The sequence below is a fragment of the Novacetimonas hansenii JCM 7643 genome (assembly GCF_000964405.1).
Lineage (GTDB): Bacteria > Pseudomonadota > Alphaproteobacteria > Acetobacterales > Acetobacteraceae > Novacetimonas > Novacetimonas hansenii.
The window spans coordinates 1-16,732 of the sequence record NZ_BANE01000147.1 but is presented as its reverse complement, the minus strand read 5'-3'; the positions used below and the strand labels follow the sequence as shown (position 1 = coordinate 16,732).

16 protein-coding genes are annotated in these 16,732 nt (G+C 60.1%); 7 read left to right on the top strand and 9 right to left on the bottom strand.

Annotated features, from left to right (window positions below):
- Positions 1 to 151: 151 nt before the first annotated feature.
- Positions 152 to 1,201, bottom strand: coding sequence for an alpha-E domain-containing protein (locus B7G66_RS10810; protein WP_040510386.1), 1,050 nt, complete (start codon positions 1,199 to 1,201; stop codon positions 152 to 154).
- Positions 1,183 to 2,655: a circularly permuted type 2 ATP-grasp protein gene (locus B7G66_RS10805; protein ID WP_003617472.1), complete on the bottom strand. Its 1,473-nt coding sequence runs from the start codon at positions 2,653 to 2,655 to the stop codon at positions 1,183 to 1,185. Before B7G66_RS10805 ends, B7G66_RS10810 begins: the two co-directional genes overlap by 19 nt.
- Positions 2,656 to 2,955: 300 nt before the next feature.
- Here B7G66_RS10805 and B7G66_RS10800 point away from each other — a divergent pair, with 300 nt between their 5' ends.
- The 3 genes from B7G66_RS10800 (at position 2,956) to B7G66_RS10790 (ending at position 5,469) form a co-directional block, all read left to right on the top strand.
- Entirely contained in the window at positions 2,956 to 3,858 is a 903-nt protein-coding gene (locus B7G66_RS10800; RefSeq protein WP_080545493.1) for a transglutaminase family protein, read from the top strand.
- Between the two features lie 56 nt (positions 3,859 to 3,914).
- Positions 3,915 to 4,991: a zinc-binding metallopeptidase family protein gene (locus B7G66_RS10795; protein WP_040511364.1), complete on the top strand. Its 1,077-nt coding sequence runs from the start codon at positions 3,915 to 3,917 to the stop codon at positions 4,989 to 4,991.
- A gap of 205 nt (positions 4,992 to 5,196) precedes the next feature.
- Positions 5,197 to 5,469, top strand: a complete 273-nt coding sequence (locus B7G66_RS10790) for a hypothetical protein (RefSeq protein WP_040510384.1) — start codon at positions 5,197 to 5,199, stop codon at positions 5,467 to 5,469.
- A gap of 291 nt (positions 5,470 to 5,760) precedes the next feature.
- Here the strand turns inward: B7G66_RS10790 and B7G66_RS10785 are convergent, their stop codons facing one another.
- Positions 5,761 to 6,705 carry a LysR family transcriptional regulator gene (locus B7G66_RS10785; protein WP_003617463.1) on the bottom strand — a complete coding sequence of 315 codons (945 nt, stop codon included), beginning with the start codon at positions 6,703 to 6,705 and terminating at the stop codon, positions 5,761 to 5,763.
- A gap of 103 nt (positions 6,706 to 6,808) precedes the next feature.
- Here B7G66_RS10785 and B7G66_RS10780 point away from each other — a divergent pair, with 103 nt between their 5' ends.
- The 3 genes from B7G66_RS10780 to B7G66_RS10770 are packed head-to-tail and all read left to right on the top strand — an operon-like array spanning position 6,809 to position 9,536.
- On the top strand, positions 6,809 to 7,552 hold the full coding sequence (locus B7G66_RS10780; protein ID WP_003617461.1) for a (Fe-S)-binding protein: 744 nt from the start codon (positions 6,809 to 6,811) through the stop codon (positions 7,550 to 7,552).
- On the top strand, positions 7,549 to 8,955 hold the full coding sequence (locus B7G66_RS10775) for a lactate utilization protein B (RefSeq protein ID WP_003617459.1): 1,407 nt from the start codon (positions 7,549 to 7,551) through the stop codon (positions 8,953 to 8,955). The genes B7G66_RS10780 and B7G66_RS10775 overlap by 4 nt, the downstream gene beginning before the upstream one ends.
- Positions 8,952 to 9,536: a LutC/YkgG family protein gene (locus B7G66_RS10770; protein WP_003617457.1), complete on the top strand. Its 585-nt coding sequence runs from the start codon at positions 8,952 to 8,954 to the stop codon at positions 9,534 to 9,536. The genes B7G66_RS10775 and B7G66_RS10770 overlap by 4 nt, the downstream gene beginning before the upstream one ends.
- Positions 9,537 to 9,625: 89 nt before the next feature.
- Here B7G66_RS10770 and B7G66_RS10765 read toward each other — a convergent pair whose 3' ends face one another.
- From B7G66_RS10765 to B7G66_RS10755, 3 genes are all read right to left on the bottom strand, one after another.
- Positions 9,626 to 9,895: an HU family DNA-binding protein gene (locus B7G66_RS10765; RefSeq protein WP_003617455.1), complete on the bottom strand. Its 270-nt coding sequence runs from the start codon at positions 9,893 to 9,895 to the stop codon at positions 9,626 to 9,628.
- A 498-nt stretch (positions 9,896 to 10,393) separates the two neighbouring features.
- Positions 10,394 to 11,812, bottom strand: a complete 1,419-nt coding sequence (locus B7G66_RS10760) for a hypothetical protein (protein WP_048859178.1) — start codon at positions 11,810 to 11,812, stop codon at positions 10,394 to 10,396.
- A 192-nt stretch (positions 11,813 to 12,004) separates the two neighbouring features.
- Entirely contained in the window at positions 12,005 to 14,050 is a 2,046-nt protein-coding gene (locus B7G66_RS10755; protein ID WP_003617452.1) for an NAD(+) synthase, read from the bottom strand.
- A 242-nt stretch (positions 14,051 to 14,292) separates the two neighbouring features.
- On the opposite strand from B7G66_RS10755, the gene B7G66_RS10750 reads away from it, so the two are divergent.
- A complete protein-coding gene (locus B7G66_RS10750; RefSeq protein ID WP_003617451.1) occupies positions 14,293 to 14,469 on the top strand; it encodes a DUF1328 domain-containing protein in 177 nt (58 codons plus the stop codon).
- On the opposite strand, the gene B7G66_RS10745 is transcribed toward B7G66_RS10750, so the two are convergent.
- The 3 genes from B7G66_RS10745 to B7G66_RS10735 all read right to left on the bottom strand — a co-directional run.
- Positions 14,426 to 14,911 (bottom strand): disulfide bond formation protein B, encoded by a 486-nt coding sequence (locus B7G66_RS10745; protein ID WP_040511357.1) that lies wholly within the window; start codon positions 14,909 to 14,911, stop codon positions 14,426 to 14,428. The genes B7G66_RS10750 and B7G66_RS10745 overlap by 44 nt on opposite strands.
- Positions 14,912 to 14,938: 27 nt before the next feature.
- On the bottom strand, positions 14,939 to 16,291 hold the full coding sequence (locus B7G66_RS10740) for an alpha,alpha-trehalose-phosphate synthase (UDP-forming) (protein WP_003617447.1): 1,353 nt from the start codon (positions 16,289 to 16,291) through the stop codon (positions 14,939 to 14,941).
- Positions 16,279 to 16,732, bottom strand: a 454-nt coding sequence (locus B7G66_RS10735) for a trehalose-phosphatase (RefSeq protein ID WP_048859177.1), incomplete at its 5' end; no start/stop codon positions are given. The genes B7G66_RS10740 and B7G66_RS10735, both read right to left, overlap by 13 nt.

The window sequence follows — 16,732 nt, the reverse complement described above, 5'->3', positions numbered from 1 at the left end:
TTATGATTTCAGGATGTTATTGAGACTTACTTTTCAAACAGTCTTTTAAAAAAGCGGCGTGACCTGGGGGAGAGTGGAAATATCCGCGCGCGGCACGCCCTTGCATTTTATATGGGGTCGCCCACCCCCGGCAGGGGCATGGCCACGCGCATTACTGCACCTGCCCCCCTGACATCGCGACCGATACAGGCACCGGCACGGCAGGCCAGAACGCCTGCATGATTTCCTCCTGAATCTGGCGCAACTGGCACTGCATCCATTCCATATATTCATGCAGGCCGCGCCCGATGATTTCCTCGGCGGTCTGTTCCGCAAGGGTTACGCGCAATTCCTCCACCCGTTCAAGGATGTGGCTGCTGTGGCGCAAGCGATATTCCCCCGACAGCAACCCCAACGCGGAATGAACCTGACGCAGGCTGGTGGAAAGTGAACGCGGAAACCCATCATTCTTGAGCAGGAATCCGACGATGTTCACCGGTGTCATCCCCGATGGCAGCACACGGCGGAACGCGTGATAGGCCGCAGCAGACCGCAGGACGGATGTCCACTGGCTGGTGTCGATATCGGACCCGACATCAACCCCGCGCGGCAACAGGATGTGATATTTGATATCCAACAGGCGGGTGATCTGGTCCGCCCGTTCCAGATATTTGCCCAGCACATAGAACAGCCATGCCTGATCACGGTACAACGTGCCTTCGGTAATGCCGAAATGGGTCTGGCATTCCTGTTTCAGGCGCGTGCAGATGCCCGACAGGCTGCCGGCCCGGACATCGCGCGGCGTCAGGTCGCGCACCCATTGCGTAAAGACGTTCAGGTGCATCCACATTTCCGTGGAAATCAGTGGACGCAACGCCCGGGCATTTTCACGTACGCCATGGGCCATCCCGGCAATGGAACCGGGATTGTCACGTTCGGTGATATAAAATCCCACGACCGCATGTTCCGACGCCTCCTCATGTATTGCATGGAAACGGTCCTCGTCCGCGTTGATCTGCAGCAGGGATTCCCACCCCGCATGACCATTGCGGGGACGGACAAAGGTGCCCGTCACCTCAATCAGGCGGGCCAGGTTTTCGATGCGCTCCATATAACGCGCCATCCATGTCATGCTCTCGGCATAACGTGACAGCAGGTTATGAAGGCCCGGCAGGACGGGTGTGGGGAAAACCGAAAGATTTTTCATGACGCAAGCACCCATGTGTCCTTTGAACCACCCCCCTGCGAGGAATTGACCACCAGCGATCCCTTGCGCAACGCCACGCGCGACAGGCCACCGGGCAGCACCCATGTATCCTTGCCCGTCACGGCGAAGGGACGCAGGTCCACATGTCGCGCCTCCAGCCCGGCCGGGCACAATGTGGGTGAAACCGACAGGTTGATGACGGGCTGGCTGATATAATTGGCGGGATCAGCCATCAGGCGCGCACGGAAATCATCCAGTTCGGCCGACGTGGCATGCGGCCCGATCAGCAGCCCATATCCCCCGGATTCCCCAACCGGCTTGACCACGAGATGTTCAAGATTCGCCAGCGTGTAATCCAGCCCCGCCTTCTCCGCGCAGATATGGGTTTCCACATTATCAAGGATGGGGTCCTGATCCAGATAATACCGGATGATACGCGGCATATAGGCATAGACCGCCTTGTCATCGGCAACGCCGGTCCCAAGGGCATTGGCGATGGTGACATTCCCCCGGCGATAGGCATTCACCAGCCCCGGCACACCAAGCAGGCTGTCGGGATTGAAGACCTCCGGGTCAAGGAAATCGTCATTCAGGCGACGATAGATCGTATGGACCGGCGACAGCCCCGCGACCGTACGCATGAAAACGCGACCATCGACAACCATGAGGTCACGCCCCTCTACAAGGGGAATGCCCATTTCGCGTGCAAGGAAGACATGTTCGAAATACGCCGCATTATAAATACCCGGTGACAGCAGCACGACCTGCGGGTCGTCCACGCCCTGCGGCGCGGTTTCCGCCAGCGCGCGATGCAGGCGGGGGCCATATTCGTCAACCGGGCGGATATCCAGACCGGAGGCAAGGTCAGGCATCATGCGCAACATCATGTGCCGGTTTTCAATGACATAGGACACGCCCGACGGCGTGCGGGCGTTATCCTCCAATATCAGGAAACGCCCGGCGGGGTCGCGCACCAGGTCCGTGCCGTTGACATGGACATAGACCCCGCCCGGCACGTCAAGCCCCACCATCGCGGAACAGTAATTGGCATTGCCCAGCACCATTTCCGACGGGATGATCCCGTCACGCAGGATGTGGCGATCATGGTAAATGTCCCACAGAAACAGGTTGATCGCCTGCACGCGCTGACGCACGCCGCGTTCCACATGATCCCATTCCGCCGCCGTCAGAATCCGCGGCACCACGTCAAAGGGCAGGATGCGGTCGATGGCCTGATTATCGGTATAGACGGTAAAGGTAATACCCAGTCGATAAAGCTGCGCCTCCACCGCCGCGGTGCGACGACGCAGCTCATCAAGGTCGAAATGCGCCAGCCGGTCGCGCACGCAGCGCAGGCCCGGAGTGGCGGGATCGGCACGGTGCATGAGTTCGCAAAAGGACGATGGCACGTCATATGTCGCAAACAGCCCCGCGCCCTGTCCCTGGCCGCGCCCCACCGTATCATTCATGCCCCTGCTCCCGTACCCTTGGCGGAAGGGGGGTCAGGCGTGACGGAAACATGCCCACCCACCTGCCATTTCGTTACGCTTACGACTTAGCGGAGCAAGAAAACACGTTCTTGCCAAGGTGAAATCTGCATGCCATTTCCTTTTTTCGCCATTCCTTCAACGAAATGACCACAGCGTATGGTGCTGCTGGCAAAGTCATGCAATGCATGGGGGGCGCGTGCCTGATACATTGTACGCATGGCGGTCCGGGAACATGATGCCTTTTCTTGTACGACATGCTTTCGTGAAAGCCCCCCTGTGATGAACCGGCCCGTCACGCTGGTTCACCGGACAAGCTACCATTACGACCGCCCGGTTTTCCTTGGCCCCCAGACCATCCGCCTGCGCCCGCACGCGGCATGCCCGACCCCCATCGTGTCCTATGCCATGGACATTGCGCCCCATGACCACCACAGGACATGGCGACATGATGATTTTGGCAACCACGAAGCCCACGTCACATTTGACCGTCAGGTTCGTGATTTCGACATCACGGTGCGCCTGACGGCGGACCTTGCCCCAGCAACAGGCTCCGCCCCGTGCGCCGAGCTTATCCCCACCCCGGCCCCGGCGCTTGCCGCCTTCATGACGCCACAGGCCGCCGGACCGCACCTGCGCGCCTTCGTTGCGGAGGCCGCGTCGATCCACACTGCCGACCCATGCGCCCGGCTGGCGGCGATCAACCGGATGATTGCCACCCGCACCACCTACCGCACCCGCATGGAGGCCGGTGTCTGGGACGCGGAAGAAACACTGGGCCGCCAGACGGGATCATGCCGTGACAGCGCGTGGCTGTTCATACAGGTCCTGCGCCACATGGGCATACCCGCGCGTTTCGTGTCGGGATACCTGATACAACCCGATGCCAGCGGCACGACATGCGACCTGCATGCCTGGGCACAGGCCCATATCCCCGACATCGGATGGGTGGGGTTCGACACCACGTCGGGACTGCTGACGTCACGGGGACACATCGCGCTGGCAGCGGCGGCACATCCCGAACAGGTCGCCCCGGTTTCAGGGCTGCTCGACAGTTGTAACGCAACCCTCGACGTTTCGATGACCCTTCATCATGCAGGCCGCAGCGACAACACAAAGGCCCATGAGATAAAGGCCCAGAAGATAAAGGACTGTCACGACCCACACGGGAATGCCATATCCTGACTTTCCCCATGGGGCGTGGCACATGCACCCCTTCGCGTTACGGAAAGCAAACAGCCGTGCAACTCTTTTCATGCCAGTCTTGCGATCAGGTCCTGTTTTTCGAAAATACGGCCTGCGAACGCTGTGGGCACCGGCTAGGCTATATCCCCACCCTTAACAGCCTGTCTGCACTGACCCCGACCGAAGATGGCAACGCATGGCATGCGCTTGATACACGTGCGGATGACGGCCCTTACCGATTCTGCGCCAACCATGCCCATGGGACTTGCAACTGGCTGATCCCCGCCAGCCAGCCCGGACAGGCATTCTGCATTGCATGCCAGTTCAACCGCATCATCCCCAACCTGTCCGTGCCCGGCAATCTGGAACGATGGCACAAGATCGAAATCGCCAAGCATCGCCTGTTCTATACGTTGCTGCGCCTTCACCTGCCGATGCATACGCGCCAACAGGACCCCACAGAGGGACTGGCCTTCGATTTCCTTGATGACGCACCCAAGGGGCCACCGGTCATGACGGGGCACCAGAACGGCCTGATCACCATCGCCCTGCGCGAAGCCGATGATGCCCAGCGCGAGAAGATGCGCATGGAAATGGGCGAACATTACCGCACGCTGCTGGGCCATTTCCGCCATGAAATCGGACATTATTACTGGAACCTGCTGGTACGCGACGGGCAGTTCCTGACGCAATGCAGGGCCATTTTCGGCGATGACCGCATGGATTACCAACAGGCGTTGCAACGGCATTATGAAAATGGGCCACCACAGGGATGGCGGACGCATTATGTCAGCGAATACGCCACCTGCCACCCGTGGGAGGATTTTGCAGAGACATGGGCGCATTACCTGCACATCGTCTCCACGCTGGAAACGGCATGGGCCTATGGCATGACGGTGCGTGAACAGCCCGGCAATCCACAGAGCCAGCGCGCCATGATTGACGACAATCCCTATGACGTGGCGGCATTCGATACCATTGCGCAGGGGTGGCTGCCACTGACCTATGCCGTCAACAGCCTGAACCGGTCCATGGGACTGGCGGATTTCTATCCTTTCGTGCTGACACCGGCCATTCTGCGCAAGCTGTCATTTATCCATATGCTGGTACATGCGGCACGTGACAGACAGTAAAACCCGTCACACCGCAAACAAATCTTGTGGAACACCCATGATCCATGTCCAGAATGGGATAGTCTTGGCCGCCCTTAGTATATTTATTAAAAAATTATAAATTTATTTTTCAATTATTCCGCACTGAAACATTTGTACACATTAAAGACACTATAAGGTCGCGTTCATGATGCTTTATTGATGAAATAAATAGGAGGGACATTTCATGAAATTTACACGTTTCCTGTTGATTGCCGGTGTTGCTGGTGCCCTTGGCGCGTATGGCGTTCCCGCCATGGCGCAGGACGAGCAGAACAACCACCACCACGAAGAGCGCCATGAAGAGCAGGGCAACCACGGCGAACATCGCGATGGCGAAAATGGTGGCGAGCATAAAGAAGGTGAGCACCATGAAGGTGAACATCACGAGGGCAGGCACCATGGCGGCAAGCACCACAACCACGACGGCAACACCAGCAACGACAGCAACAACAACTGACCTGCCGTGACCCTGCCTGAACGGCGGGCCGTGATTGGTTATGAAGGGGGAACTCCCATAGAGGGGTTCCCCCTTTTTACCATGTCCACAGGGTTATTCTGAAATCGACCCACGGGTAAATGAGAATGAAAGTTCAGATTCCCAAAGAATCCGCTTTCAAAAACATCACAAAAACATTGTCTTTTTGAACAGGCCGCGTCCAAAAGCTTTGATTGTTCTTTCCCAACCGGCCATTGCCCAACCGCCCCTATCGCCCACTGTCCTGTAGGCGTCAGCTTTTAGGGCAATTTTTCAGGTAATCTCCGGGGGATCGGACGTCATCCCGTCCCCCTCTGGCAATTGCATATCACGGCACGAATCACGCAAGATCGCCACGAAATGCGCAATCAGCGGCGAATGCTGCCCCGCGCGTATTGCAATCGCCAGGTCCGCCTTGGGCGCCTTGGGCCCCAGCGAGTGATAGGTCACCCCCCCCGAATGGATCTGGTGCAGTGATTGTGGCACCACAGAAATGCCAAGACCCGCCGCAACCAGCGGTACGGTCGAGGCGATCTGCGGGGCCTGCTGTCCCATACGGGGGGTAAAACCCGCATTCTGGCACGCCGACAGGATGGCGTCATGAAACCCGGGACCAAGTTCGCGCGGAAAGATGATCAATGGTTCATCCGCCAGCATCTCAAGCTCCAGCCTTGAGCGGGAGGCCAGCTCGTGCCCCTTGGGCAGCGCCACCACCGTCGGTTCCGCCAGCAGGGGCGAAACAACCAGCCCCTCCCCCCCATCGGGCACAGGGGGGCGGACGATTGCGATATCGATGGCCCGGTCATGCAACGCCTTGCGCAGGGCGGGCGTATTGCTTTCCTCCAGCGAGATGGTGACATCAGGCCATTCCTCGCGAAAGTGGCGCACCGTCTGCGGGATCAGCGGCAACAGCGACACCGCCCCCGCCAGCCCGACCCGCAGGTGCCCACGTTCACCCCGCGCAAGGCCGGTCGCGATGGACAGGAACTGCTGTTGCATGCCAAGGATGGCCTTGGCCTGATCCATCAGTACGACGCCCACATCCGTCAGACGCACCCCACGTGTCAGCCGCTGGAACAGCAGGACGCCAAGTTCGTTCTCGAACTGCTTGATCTGCTGGCTCAGGGGGGGCTGCTCTATCCCCAACTGTTCGGCCGCGCGTGTGAAACTGCCATTTTCCGCGACAGCGACAAAATAGCGTAGATGTCTTAAATCCATTTGCCATATAAATAATATATGGAAACCTAGTTCAATATATATTTGACGCCATAACATACCATGCGCCACGTTCCCCCCATCTGTTACGGATGAGTGCTCCCTGATGAAGATTGGCCTGTTTATTCCCTGTTATATTGATGCTTTCTACCCGCAGGCCGGCATTGCCACGCTGGAGTTGCTGGAAAAACTGGGACAGGATGTCGAATACCCGCTTGACCAGACGTGCTGTGGACAGCCAATGGGCAATTCCGGCTGCAATTCCGATGCCGCCGCTGCCGAGGCCCTGTTCGTGCGCAACTTCGCCCGGTTTGACAAGATCGTCATGCCATCAGGCAGTTGCACGCATCATGTACGCGACAATTTCGACGCCATCCCCCAGACCGATGAGGTCCGTCATGTGCGTGAAAACACCTATGAACTGGTGGAATTCCTGCATGACATCCTGAAGGTGGAGGAATTCCCATGGGCGGAGTTCAACCACACAGTCGGCCTGCATAACAGTTGCGGCACCCTGCGCTCACTCCGCACCGCCAGCATGTCGGAACTGGGTGAAAAACCGTTTTCCAAGCCGATGGACCTGCTGACGAAGGTCAAGGGCATCCGTTTTGCGACCCCCAAGCGGCCTGACGAATGCTGTGGTTTTGGCGGCACCTTCTCCGTCACGGAAGAAGCGGTGTCCGCACGGATGGGCGTGGACAAGGTGCGCGACCATTACCAGGCCGGCGCGGAATATATCGTATCGGCGGATTCGTCGTGCGTGATGCACCAGCAGGGCTGCGCCGAACGTGCCGGTATCCCGATCCGCTTCATCCATATCGCACAGATCCTGAACGGAGCACGGTCATGAGCAACAGGCCGGTCAACCACGCCAGAGCCGCCGAAAAATTCCTCGAAGATGCCCCCCACCTGCAGTTCCATGATGAACGCCTGTGGGACATGCGCCAGAAACGCGATGACCAGATGCACATGCTGCCCGAATGGCAGGAACTGCGCACCGAGGCCTCGCGCATCAAGGAACATACGCTCGCCCGCCTGCCGGAATATCTGGAGCAGTTCGAGGAGAACGCAAAGAAAAACGGCATTCACGTCCACTGGGCACGTGATGGGGCGGAACATAACCGTATCGTGGGCGAGATCCTCCAAGCCCACAACGCACGCAGCCTGATCAAAAGCAAGTCGATGGTCACTGAAGAATGTGACATGCGGCCCTACCTTGAAAAACGCGGCGTCACCGTCACCGAAACCGACCTTGGCGAACGCATCCAGCAGCTTGACGATCAGCTTCCCAGCCACATCGTCGTACCCGCCGTGCATAAGCTGACATCGGATGTCGCACGCATCTTTGCCAAGGATTACAAGACCGACCCCGACATCCGCGACCCCCACCTGCTGGCGGAGGCACAACGACAGGCGGCCCGTCCCGTAATCCTGCACGCCGATGCGGGGATGACAGGCGGCAATTTCGTCGTCGCGGAAACCGGCACCTTTGTCGTCTGTACGAACGAAGGCAATGCCGACCTCAGCGCCACCGTGCCAAACCTGCATATCGCAACCATCGGCATCGAACGCCTTGTGCCGCGCATGGCCGACCTTGGTGTTTTCATCCGCCTGCTGTCACGCAGTGCGCTGGGATCGCCCATCACGCAATACACAACGCATTTCCGTGGCCCGCAGAAGGGGGGCGAAATGCATGTCGTCTTCGTCGATAACGGGCGCTCCGCACGGCTGGGGATGGAGGATTTCTGGACCTCGCTCAAATGCATCCGTTGCGGGGCATGCATGAATACCTGCCCCGTCTATCGCCGGTCGGGTGGCCTGTCCTATGGCGCGGTGTATTCAGGACCGATCGGGGCGATCATCGACCCGACCTTCAACGAACGCAAATACAGCACCCTGCCCTATGCCTCCACGCTGAATGGCAGTTGCACCAATGTCTGCCCGGTCAAGATCAACATCCACGAACAGTTGTACAAATGGCGCCGCGTGCTGGTGCAGCACCATGAAATGCCGTTCGTCAAGCGTGAGATCATGCACATGGCGGGCAAGCTGATGGGACAGCCAAAGCTGTACCGCGCCGCCATCAGCGCCACGGAAACAGCCCTGGGCACGCTGCCGCGCTTTGCGCTGTATAACTGGCTCAATCCATGGGGCAAGCACCGCGAAAATCCCCATCCGGTCAAACAGACATTCCATGCATGGTACAAGGCCAACCGGACAGACAAGGCCAGCAAGACCGAGGACTCACGATGAACGCGCGCGATACAATCCTTCAGGCCCTGCGCACCAACCGCCCCGCGCCAGAGCAGTATCCCCTGCCGCCCGTTGTGACGCTGGGCAATCTTGACGCCAGCGTGGAACGGTTCGTTGCCTCGCTCAAGCTCCTGGGCGGGGACGTGATGGAACGTCAGGGTGACGAAACGCTTGACGCGGCAATCGCACGACGTTTCCCCGATGCGCGCAATGTCTGTTCCGCCGTGCCCGAAACCAACGGCACGATGCGCGCGGAAACCCTGAAAACCCCACAGGACGCCCAGGATGTGGACATCGCGGTCGTACGCGCGGCCTTCGGCATTGCGGAGACGGGGTCGATTTTCCTGAGCGAGGCGCAATTGCCCCTGAATTCATTGGCGCATCTGGCACAGCATATCGTCATCCTGCTGTCGCCGGGCGAGATCACGGCCAATATGCACACGGCCTATCAGACGCGGCCGGAATTCCACACTGCGCATTATGGCGTGTTGATGAGCGGCCCTTCCGCAACGGCGGATATTCAGGGCGTGCTGATCCGCGGCGCACAGGGCGTACGCAGCCTGAGCGTATGGTTCACCTGACCCGCCCCCCGGGCCGTGCCACAGTGATAGATGTCACATGATATATGTGCCCGCCGGCCGTCACATGACGGTCGGCGGGCAAAGTTATATCAGACAGCCTTTTTCAGGTTGGGACTCGCCTTGAAACGGACGGTCTTGCCTGCCTTGACCTTGACAGGTTCGCCAGTGCGCGGATTAAGCGCCTTGCGAGCCTTGGTTTTCTTGACGGTAAAAGTACCGAATGACGGCAGGGTGAACCCACCTTCGCGCTTCAGTTCCTTGATAATAGCTTCCATCAGGTCCGAAGCAGCCTGGTTGGCGGCCACGCCAGTGCAATCGATCGAATCCTGAATCACGGCGGCAATAAAGGCTTTGCTCATCGAGACTGTCTGCTCCTTTCAAACCATGCTGTATAAAATCAGGTCATATCCTGTCCCCGCCCGCGATGGTGCATGAACCATCATGGCCGGGAGGTCGCGGGTTGTAACGCGGCAGATAGAGTTACGCCAGAGAATTTTTGTCATTACATGCCAAATATTGCTGTTCTGATCAGCAAAAGCGTCATCCCTTACCGAAGTAGACGATATGATACCAACTTTGGCGAAGAGGGAATGTTTTATATCGAATATGTATCATTATTTCACATTCCTGTCATCTTTCCCCGGACAGGCATCCCCACAAAATGCCCGAAAAGACCAGCAGGAATCAGGGACAACACCATGCCACATGTTGCATCATGGCATCATATGCGCGCACACCTGAAATCGCGCCAGATACCCCGCCCCGTCACGTGAGGGGAATAAAAAATCCGCCCCGGCCATTTCCCGGGACGGATCATCCGTGGATCAATTGGCAGGCAACCGCGCCGTCATCAGACCCTATGCCTTGAAATTCTGTGCGCCGAGGTCCGTCACACCCACGAAGGTCACGCGCGTATGGTCCGACAGGGACACCGTGGTATTGCCACCGGCCACGGTTGCGGCGGCGATCATGTCCTGCAGGGACGCCTGCGTCATGTTGTACCCACTCAGTTGCACGACATTTCCCGATGACTTGCCAAAATCCTTGATGATGTCCTGGCCGCCTGCATGCCCCTTGATAAAGATGAAATCATTGATGCCATTGGCGCCGGACATCGTGTCGTTGCCACTGCCACCGATCAGGGTGTTATGGCCGCTGCCGCCGATGGCAGTGATGTCACCCGTCGAATTGCTGCCATCGAACAGTTCATTGCCTGACCCCTGGCTGCCATCAAAATCGGTATAGGTATCATCGCTGGCGGTAATGTTCAGGTCATCGGTGCCAGCCGCGCCATAAATGGTGCTGCGCCATGCGCTTACGGTGGCGCTACCGCGGGCATTGAGGAACCGCAGGCAGCCATCGACACTGACATCGCCGCCGGTCGGATCGTTGATCGTCACGAATCCGGTGGCGGAAATCGTATCCCCCGCCTCGCTGTTCATCGTCTGCGCCTCCAGCAGGTCTTCAAGCCCGTACAGGCCCTGCTGGTTCATCAGGGTGACACTGTCATCCGTGCCGCCGGTAATCGTGCTGCCGCCATGCACGGTCATGCTGTTGTCGCTGCCGGTATCGGTCACACGCGACTTTGCCCCAAGGTCAAGGCTGGAACCGCCAGAAACCGACCCCTTGCTTTCAAGCGTGACATTCTGTGCCGCGCCAGCGGCGGAATAAACGGTATCCGCGCCTTTCAGATCCAGCGTGTTGTTGGCGGCGGCAAGGTAGATCGCGGCCGCCCCGATGCCGGCATTGATCGTGTCCTGACCGGTGCCGGTGCTGATGGTGTCGCGCCCGGCGCCGGTATTGATGACGTAATCACCCGACCCGCCGATAAACACGTTATTGCCTGATGCCGCCGTAAAGACCCCGGACTGGCTGCCGGCGGTATAGGTCACGCCGCCGCTGTCACCCGCGATCACATCCACCGGCGTCGTGACACCCGTGGCGTTGACGGATACGGCCTGACTGAGCGTCTGCCCGTTCAGGCCACCGATGACGATGCCTGCATCGCTGCCATCAAGGGTATAGGTCCCGCCTGACGTGATATCGACGAAGGTGCGGGCGGCGGTGGCCTGGTTCGTACCGGTCGTCGCACTGACCATCGTGTCATCCGCCAGCGTCGCAGTCACCTGCTGCGCATATTGCTGGGCAAGGGTATTGGTGAACGTACTGTCAGTGGCAATGGATACGGTACTGCCCTGCGCACCCGTGATGCTTACAGCCTGCATGCTTTGCGCTCCCTGTTCCGTGGTGCGGACATGGGCCACGCGCCCTGCCACCAACCTGTTCCGACCTGTGGGGGGATATCCATGCGTTACGGAACAACCGCCTGCATCCCACCGTGAATGGGGCCGCCGCCGTCACCAGCGCGGCGTACCCGATCCCGCACGCAGGAATTAGACAGAAGGAAGTTAACAATTCTCGAAGACGACAGGCCGGGCCGACGGATTGCGCAAATTGGCGGGCAGGCGTTACTTCAGGGGAACAGCGCGCTCTATTTCCTCGACCCACAAGCGCGCATTCCCATCTGATGGCGCCCGCCAGTCGCCGCGCGGTGACAATGCCCCACCCGCCAGCACCTTGGGGCCGTTGGGCATGGCGGAACGCTTGAACTGGCTGAAGCCGAAGAAGCGCTCCACGAACACCAGCAGCCAGCGACGGATCTCCTCCAGCGGGTAGGCCACCTTGCGATCATCGGGGAATCCGGGTGGCCATGCCCCACACGTGGCATCACCCCAGGCATGATACGCCATGAACGCGATGCGCGACGGGCGGAACCCATGGCGCAGGATATAATACAGGTTAAAGTCCTGCAGGGCGTATGGGCCGATTCGTGCCTCGGTGCTCTGGACCGGGTGCCCCTCATGCGCGGGGATCAGTTCGGGCGAAATTTCCGTATCGAGGATGTCACGCAAGATGACACAGGTCCGCGCATCCTCTGCCCCGCTGGACATGACCCAGCGGATCAGGTGCTGGATCAGCGTTTTGGGCAGGCCGGCATTGACATTGTAATGCGACATCTGGTCCCCCACGCCATAGGTACACCACCCCAGCGCAAGTTCGGACAGGTCACCTGTGCCAATGACGATGCCCCCTGACTGGTTCGCCAGCCGGAACAGGAAATCGGTGCGCAACCCGGCCTGCACATTTTCAAACGTTACATCATATACCGCCGCCCCCCCGGCAAAGGGGTGCCCCATCTGTTCCAGCATCATGCGTGCGGTTGGCCGGATGTCGATTTCCGCCGCCGTGACGCCAAGGGCCTCCATCAACGCCAGTGCGTTGGAACGTGTTCCCGCCGTCGTACCGAATCCGGGCATGGTATAGGCCATCACCACATCGCGCCCCAGCCCGAGTTCATCCGCCGCCCTGACCGCGACCAGCAGTGCGTGCGTGGAATCAAGCCCCCCCGAAATGCCGATCACCATGCGTCGTGCGCCCGATGTCCGCATCCGCTGCTTCAGCGCGGACACCTGAATGGCAAATGCCTCGTAGCAGTCCTGCTCAAGCTGGGTGGGATCGGACGGCACGAAGGGAAAGCGTGCGATGTCGCGCCGCAGCCCGATGTCACGCATCGGTGGATCAAGGACAAACCCCACCCGCCGCCATGTGCCATCCCCGCCTGCCGCGCGGCGGTTGTCGCCAAATGTGCCCATGCGCATGCGTTCCTGCCGCAGCAGGTCAAGATCGACATCGGCCACCGCACGCACGGCACCCGTGGGAAAGCGGGCACTGCGCGCAAGGACCGCCCCATTTTCAAACACCGAAACCTGTCCGTCCCAGGCAAGGTCGGTGGTCGATTCCCCCTCCCCCGCGGCGGCATAGACATAGGCGCAGACGCACCGCGCCGTATGGGCCTGGCACAGCAGGGTGCGGGTCTGCGCCTTGCCAACCGTGATGTCACTGGCGGACAGGTTGGCGATCACGCTTGCCCCCGCCAATGCGGCATGGGTGCTGGGGGGCTGGGGCACCCACATATCCTCGCAGATTTCCACCCCAAGCGTCAGGCCCGGCACGTCAGCCGCATCGAACAGGAGGTCCGTCCCGAACGGCGCGTCCTGTCCGCCGACGCGGATATGCCTGTCGCGCACGCCCGCGCCGGGGGCGAACTGCCGCGCCTCATAGAATTCACGGTAATTGGGCAGGTAGGACTTGGGCACCACGCCAAGGACGCGGCCACGGTGGATCACGATGGCGCAGTTATACAGTTCGCCCCCATGACACAACGGCGCACCCACCACCAGCACCGGCAACAGCCCGGCCGTGGCCGCCGCCAGTTCGGCCACGGCCGCATCCACACGCTCCAGCACGACATCCTGCTGGCGCAGGTCCTCAATGGCATAACCGCACAGGCCGAGTTCGGGGAAAACCGCAACCGCCACCCCATCCGCGTCACAGGCGCCTGCCTGCTGTACAGTGCGCGCGACGTTGGCCTGCGGGTCCGCCAGCGCCACCGGCAGCGTGCAGGCCGCGACCCGCGCGAACCCATGACGATAGAGTGCGTGGAAATCCGTCATGAAACTGCCTCCGCCTGATGCCGCAACCCGGCCACGTAGCGCCCCTACGTACCGCCCCCACGGGACAGCGCACGCAGCACGGACCGTCAGATGTAGTCCTACATCCGGCCCGTCACAAACCCCCGGCCTTCACGATATGCCCATCGCGATGAACTTCATCGGGAGTGAAACATTTATACTGCATGCATGGGCGTCGGCGACGCACAGGCACCATGCGACATACCAACTGAAGGAACGCGGATATGGACCTGTTACGCTGGACCATCACTTTCCTCGTCCTGGCCCTGATCGCTGCGGTTTTCGGGTTTGGCGGGATTTCATCGACCTTCGCCTATTTCGGGAAGGTCCTGTTCTTTATCTTTATCATACTGTTCGTCATTGGATTGTTTTTCGGCCGCGGCCGCGGAAGCGTCCCTTGACCTTCAGCCCCCGTGGCACCAGCAACAGCAGCCCAAGGGCGTAAAGCCCGCTAAGTGCGGTCATGGAAACCGGCAGCCACGCAATCAGGTAGGTCGGGGCATCACATGGCTTTGCCGGACGCGCGGGCATCGACGCCAGCCGTTCGGCAAAGGTGCCACCATGAAAGGTGGGGGCCATGCATTCCGGCAGCGGACTGGGCCACCACCCCTGTTCCACCCCGACATGCAGCACGGACAACCCACATGACACCAGCAGAACCGGCATGCACAGCCACAGCATGACGCGGGCCGTATCACGGGGCAGCACCATGGTCCCAAGCCCCAGCCCCACCAGCACGCGATAGGGCCATCTTTCCCACAGGCACAACCCGCATGGGACATGTCCCAGCACGTGTTCCGTCCACCACGCCAGAGCGAGCGCCAGCGCACCCGCCAGCGCCATCACAAATCCTGTGCCTTTCATCATTCCTTACGAAGAAACACAAACAGGTGCCTCGTCAAGCGCCTGCAGGAAATCATTGGCCCAGCTTACGGCAGTCGTGCGGCTGACTTCCTTTTCCAACGCGATCCAGCGGGTCTGGCGTTCGGGTCGCTGCATCGTCAGCGCCTGATGCAGCGCATCGGCAATTTCGTCCGTGTCATAGGGATTGACCAGAATCGCTTCGTCCAGTTCGGGCGCCGCCCCGGCGAAATGCGACAGGATCAGCACACCGGGATCTGCCGGGTCCTGTGCCGCGATATATTCCTTGGCCACAAGGTTCATGCCATCACGCAGCGGCGTAATCAGCGCCACATCCGCCATGCGATAGAACCCGGCCAGCACGTCGCGCGAAATCGGACGGGTGATATAGCGGATCGGCGTCCAGTCGAATTCGGAATAGGCCCCGTTGATCCGTCCCGTCAGTTCATCAAGCTGGCAGCGCAACTGTCGGTATTCCTCCACATTGCCGCGTGAAATCGGGGCGACCTGCAGGAACGTGACCTTGCCACGATGTTCGGGATAGCGCGAGAGCAGCGCCTCGTATCCCTTGAAACGTTCGGGCAAGCCCTTGGAATAATCCAGCCGGTCCACACCCAGCACCAGTTGCGCCCCGCGCAGGCTGTCATGCAACCGGCTGACCTCCGGCCCTTCCATGCTGGTTTCGGCCTGCGCGCGGAATTCGACCGGGTCTATGCCGATCGGGAACGCCTGCCCACGTTCGGCCATGTGATTCATACGCAGCGCATGGTTCAGGTTTTCCGCGTCCTCGGGCGTCTGCACACCAACGAGGTCATAGCTCTGCATATCCTCCAGCAGCAATTCCGCACCCGGCAGTGCGCGCACCAGACTCCATGGCGGGAAGGGGATATGCAGGAAAAATCCGATGCGGCACTTTACCCCAAGGTCACGCAGCGCCTGCCCAAGCGGAAACAGGTGGTAGTCATGGATCCAGATCGTGTCGTCGGACCGCAAAAGCGGGCGCAACGTACGCGCGAACATGGCGTTGACGCCCAGATACATCTCCCAGTCCATGCGGGAATAGTTCATCAGCCCGACACGATAATGGAACAGCGGCCACAAGATGCCGTTGGAAAAATTCTGGTAAAACCCGTCATGCTGCGCGCGGGTCAGGTCGATAGTGGCATAGGTGACGTTCCCCACCTGATCGATACCGGGGGTGGGGTCCCCCTCCATCTGCTCCACCTGTCGGCCGGACCAGCCAAACCACAGGGCATCGCCTTCACGCAGGGCATCTTTCAACCCGACGGCAAGCCCACCTGCGGGCTGGTTGCGCTCCCGCGGGGCGGGAACACGGTTCGATACGATAATCAGGCGCCCCATGTGTCAGCCCCCCCACATGCCAGTGCCCCAAGCCATGCCCGCACGGCGGCGGGATCGGTAAAGTCACGCGGGATGCGCAGGCCGATCCCGCCAAGTGCGACCGCCGCGCGTATCCCGTCCTCGTCCGTTACATCATCGCCGATGAACACGGGATAACGCCCCGCGAACGGCGCCGCCTTCATCAGATCACGCACCGCATGGCCCTTGTCGATACCGGCGGGACGGATTTCCCACGCCATCTTGGCTTCCTGCACATGGAAACGCGGGTCGGACACGACCCAGCCATCGGCCACCTCACGCAGGGCCGGACCGGCATCGGGCGCGCCACGGAAATGCAGGACAACGGCCGCCTTCTTGCGCTCGATCCGCACGCCGGGATATTCCGCCGCCAGCGCGTCCGCCTGCACCAGCCATGCGGACGGCACGGCTGGCAGGTTGGCG

Bases quoted from the DNA above. Each gene is read 5' to 3' on its own strand.
- B7G66_RS10745 (WP_040511357.1), bottom strand. From the start codon at position 14,911: ATGGCGCTGGCGGGTGCGCTGGCGCTCGCTCTGGCGTGGTGGACGGAA.
- B7G66_RS10740 (WP_003617447.1), bottom strand. From the start codon at position 16,291: ATGGGGCGCCTGATTATCGTATCGAACCGTGTTCCCGCCCCGCGGGAG.
- B7G66_RS10750 (WP_003617451.1), top strand. From the start codon at position 14,293: ATGGACCTGTTACGCTGGACCATCACTTTCCTCGTCCTGGCCCTGATC.
- B7G66_RS10765 (WP_003617455.1), bottom strand. From the start codon at position 9,895: ATGAGCAAAGCCTTTATTGCCGCCGTGATTCAGGATTCGATCGATTGC.
- B7G66_RS10775 (WP_003617459.1), top strand. From the start codon at position 7,549: ATGAGCAACAGGCCGGTCAACCACGCCAGAGCCGCCGAAAAATTCCTC.
- B7G66_RS10785 (WP_003617463.1), bottom strand. From the start codon at position 6,705: ATGGATTTAAGACATCTACGCTATTTTGTCGCTGTCGCGGAAAATGGC.
- B7G66_RS10800 (WP_080545493.1), top strand. From the start codon at position 2,956: ATGAACCGGCCCGTCACGCTGGTTCACCGGACAAGCTACCATTACGAC.
- B7G66_RS10770 (WP_003617457.1), top strand. From the start codon at position 8,952: ATGAACGCGCGCGATACAATCCTTCAGGCCCTGCGCACCAACCGCCCC.
- B7G66_RS10790 (WP_040510384.1), top strand. From the start codon at position 5,197: ATGAAATTTACACGTTTCCTGTTGATTGCCGGTGTTGCTGGTGCCCTT.
- B7G66_RS10780 (WP_003617461.1), top strand. From the start codon at position 6,809: ATGAAGATTGGCCTGTTTATTCCCTGTTATATTGATGCTTTCTACCCG.
- B7G66_RS10810 (WP_040510386.1), bottom strand. From the start codon at position 1,201: ATGGGTGCTTGCGTCATGAAAAATCTTTCGGTTTTCCCCACACCCGTC.
- B7G66_RS10805 (WP_003617472.1), bottom strand. From the start codon at position 2,655: ATGAATGATACGGTGGGGCGCGGCCAGGGACAGGGCGCGGGGCTGTTT.
- B7G66_RS10755 (WP_003617452.1), bottom strand. From the start codon at position 14,050: ATGACGGATTTCCACGCACTCTATCGTCATGGGTTCGCGCGGGTCGCG.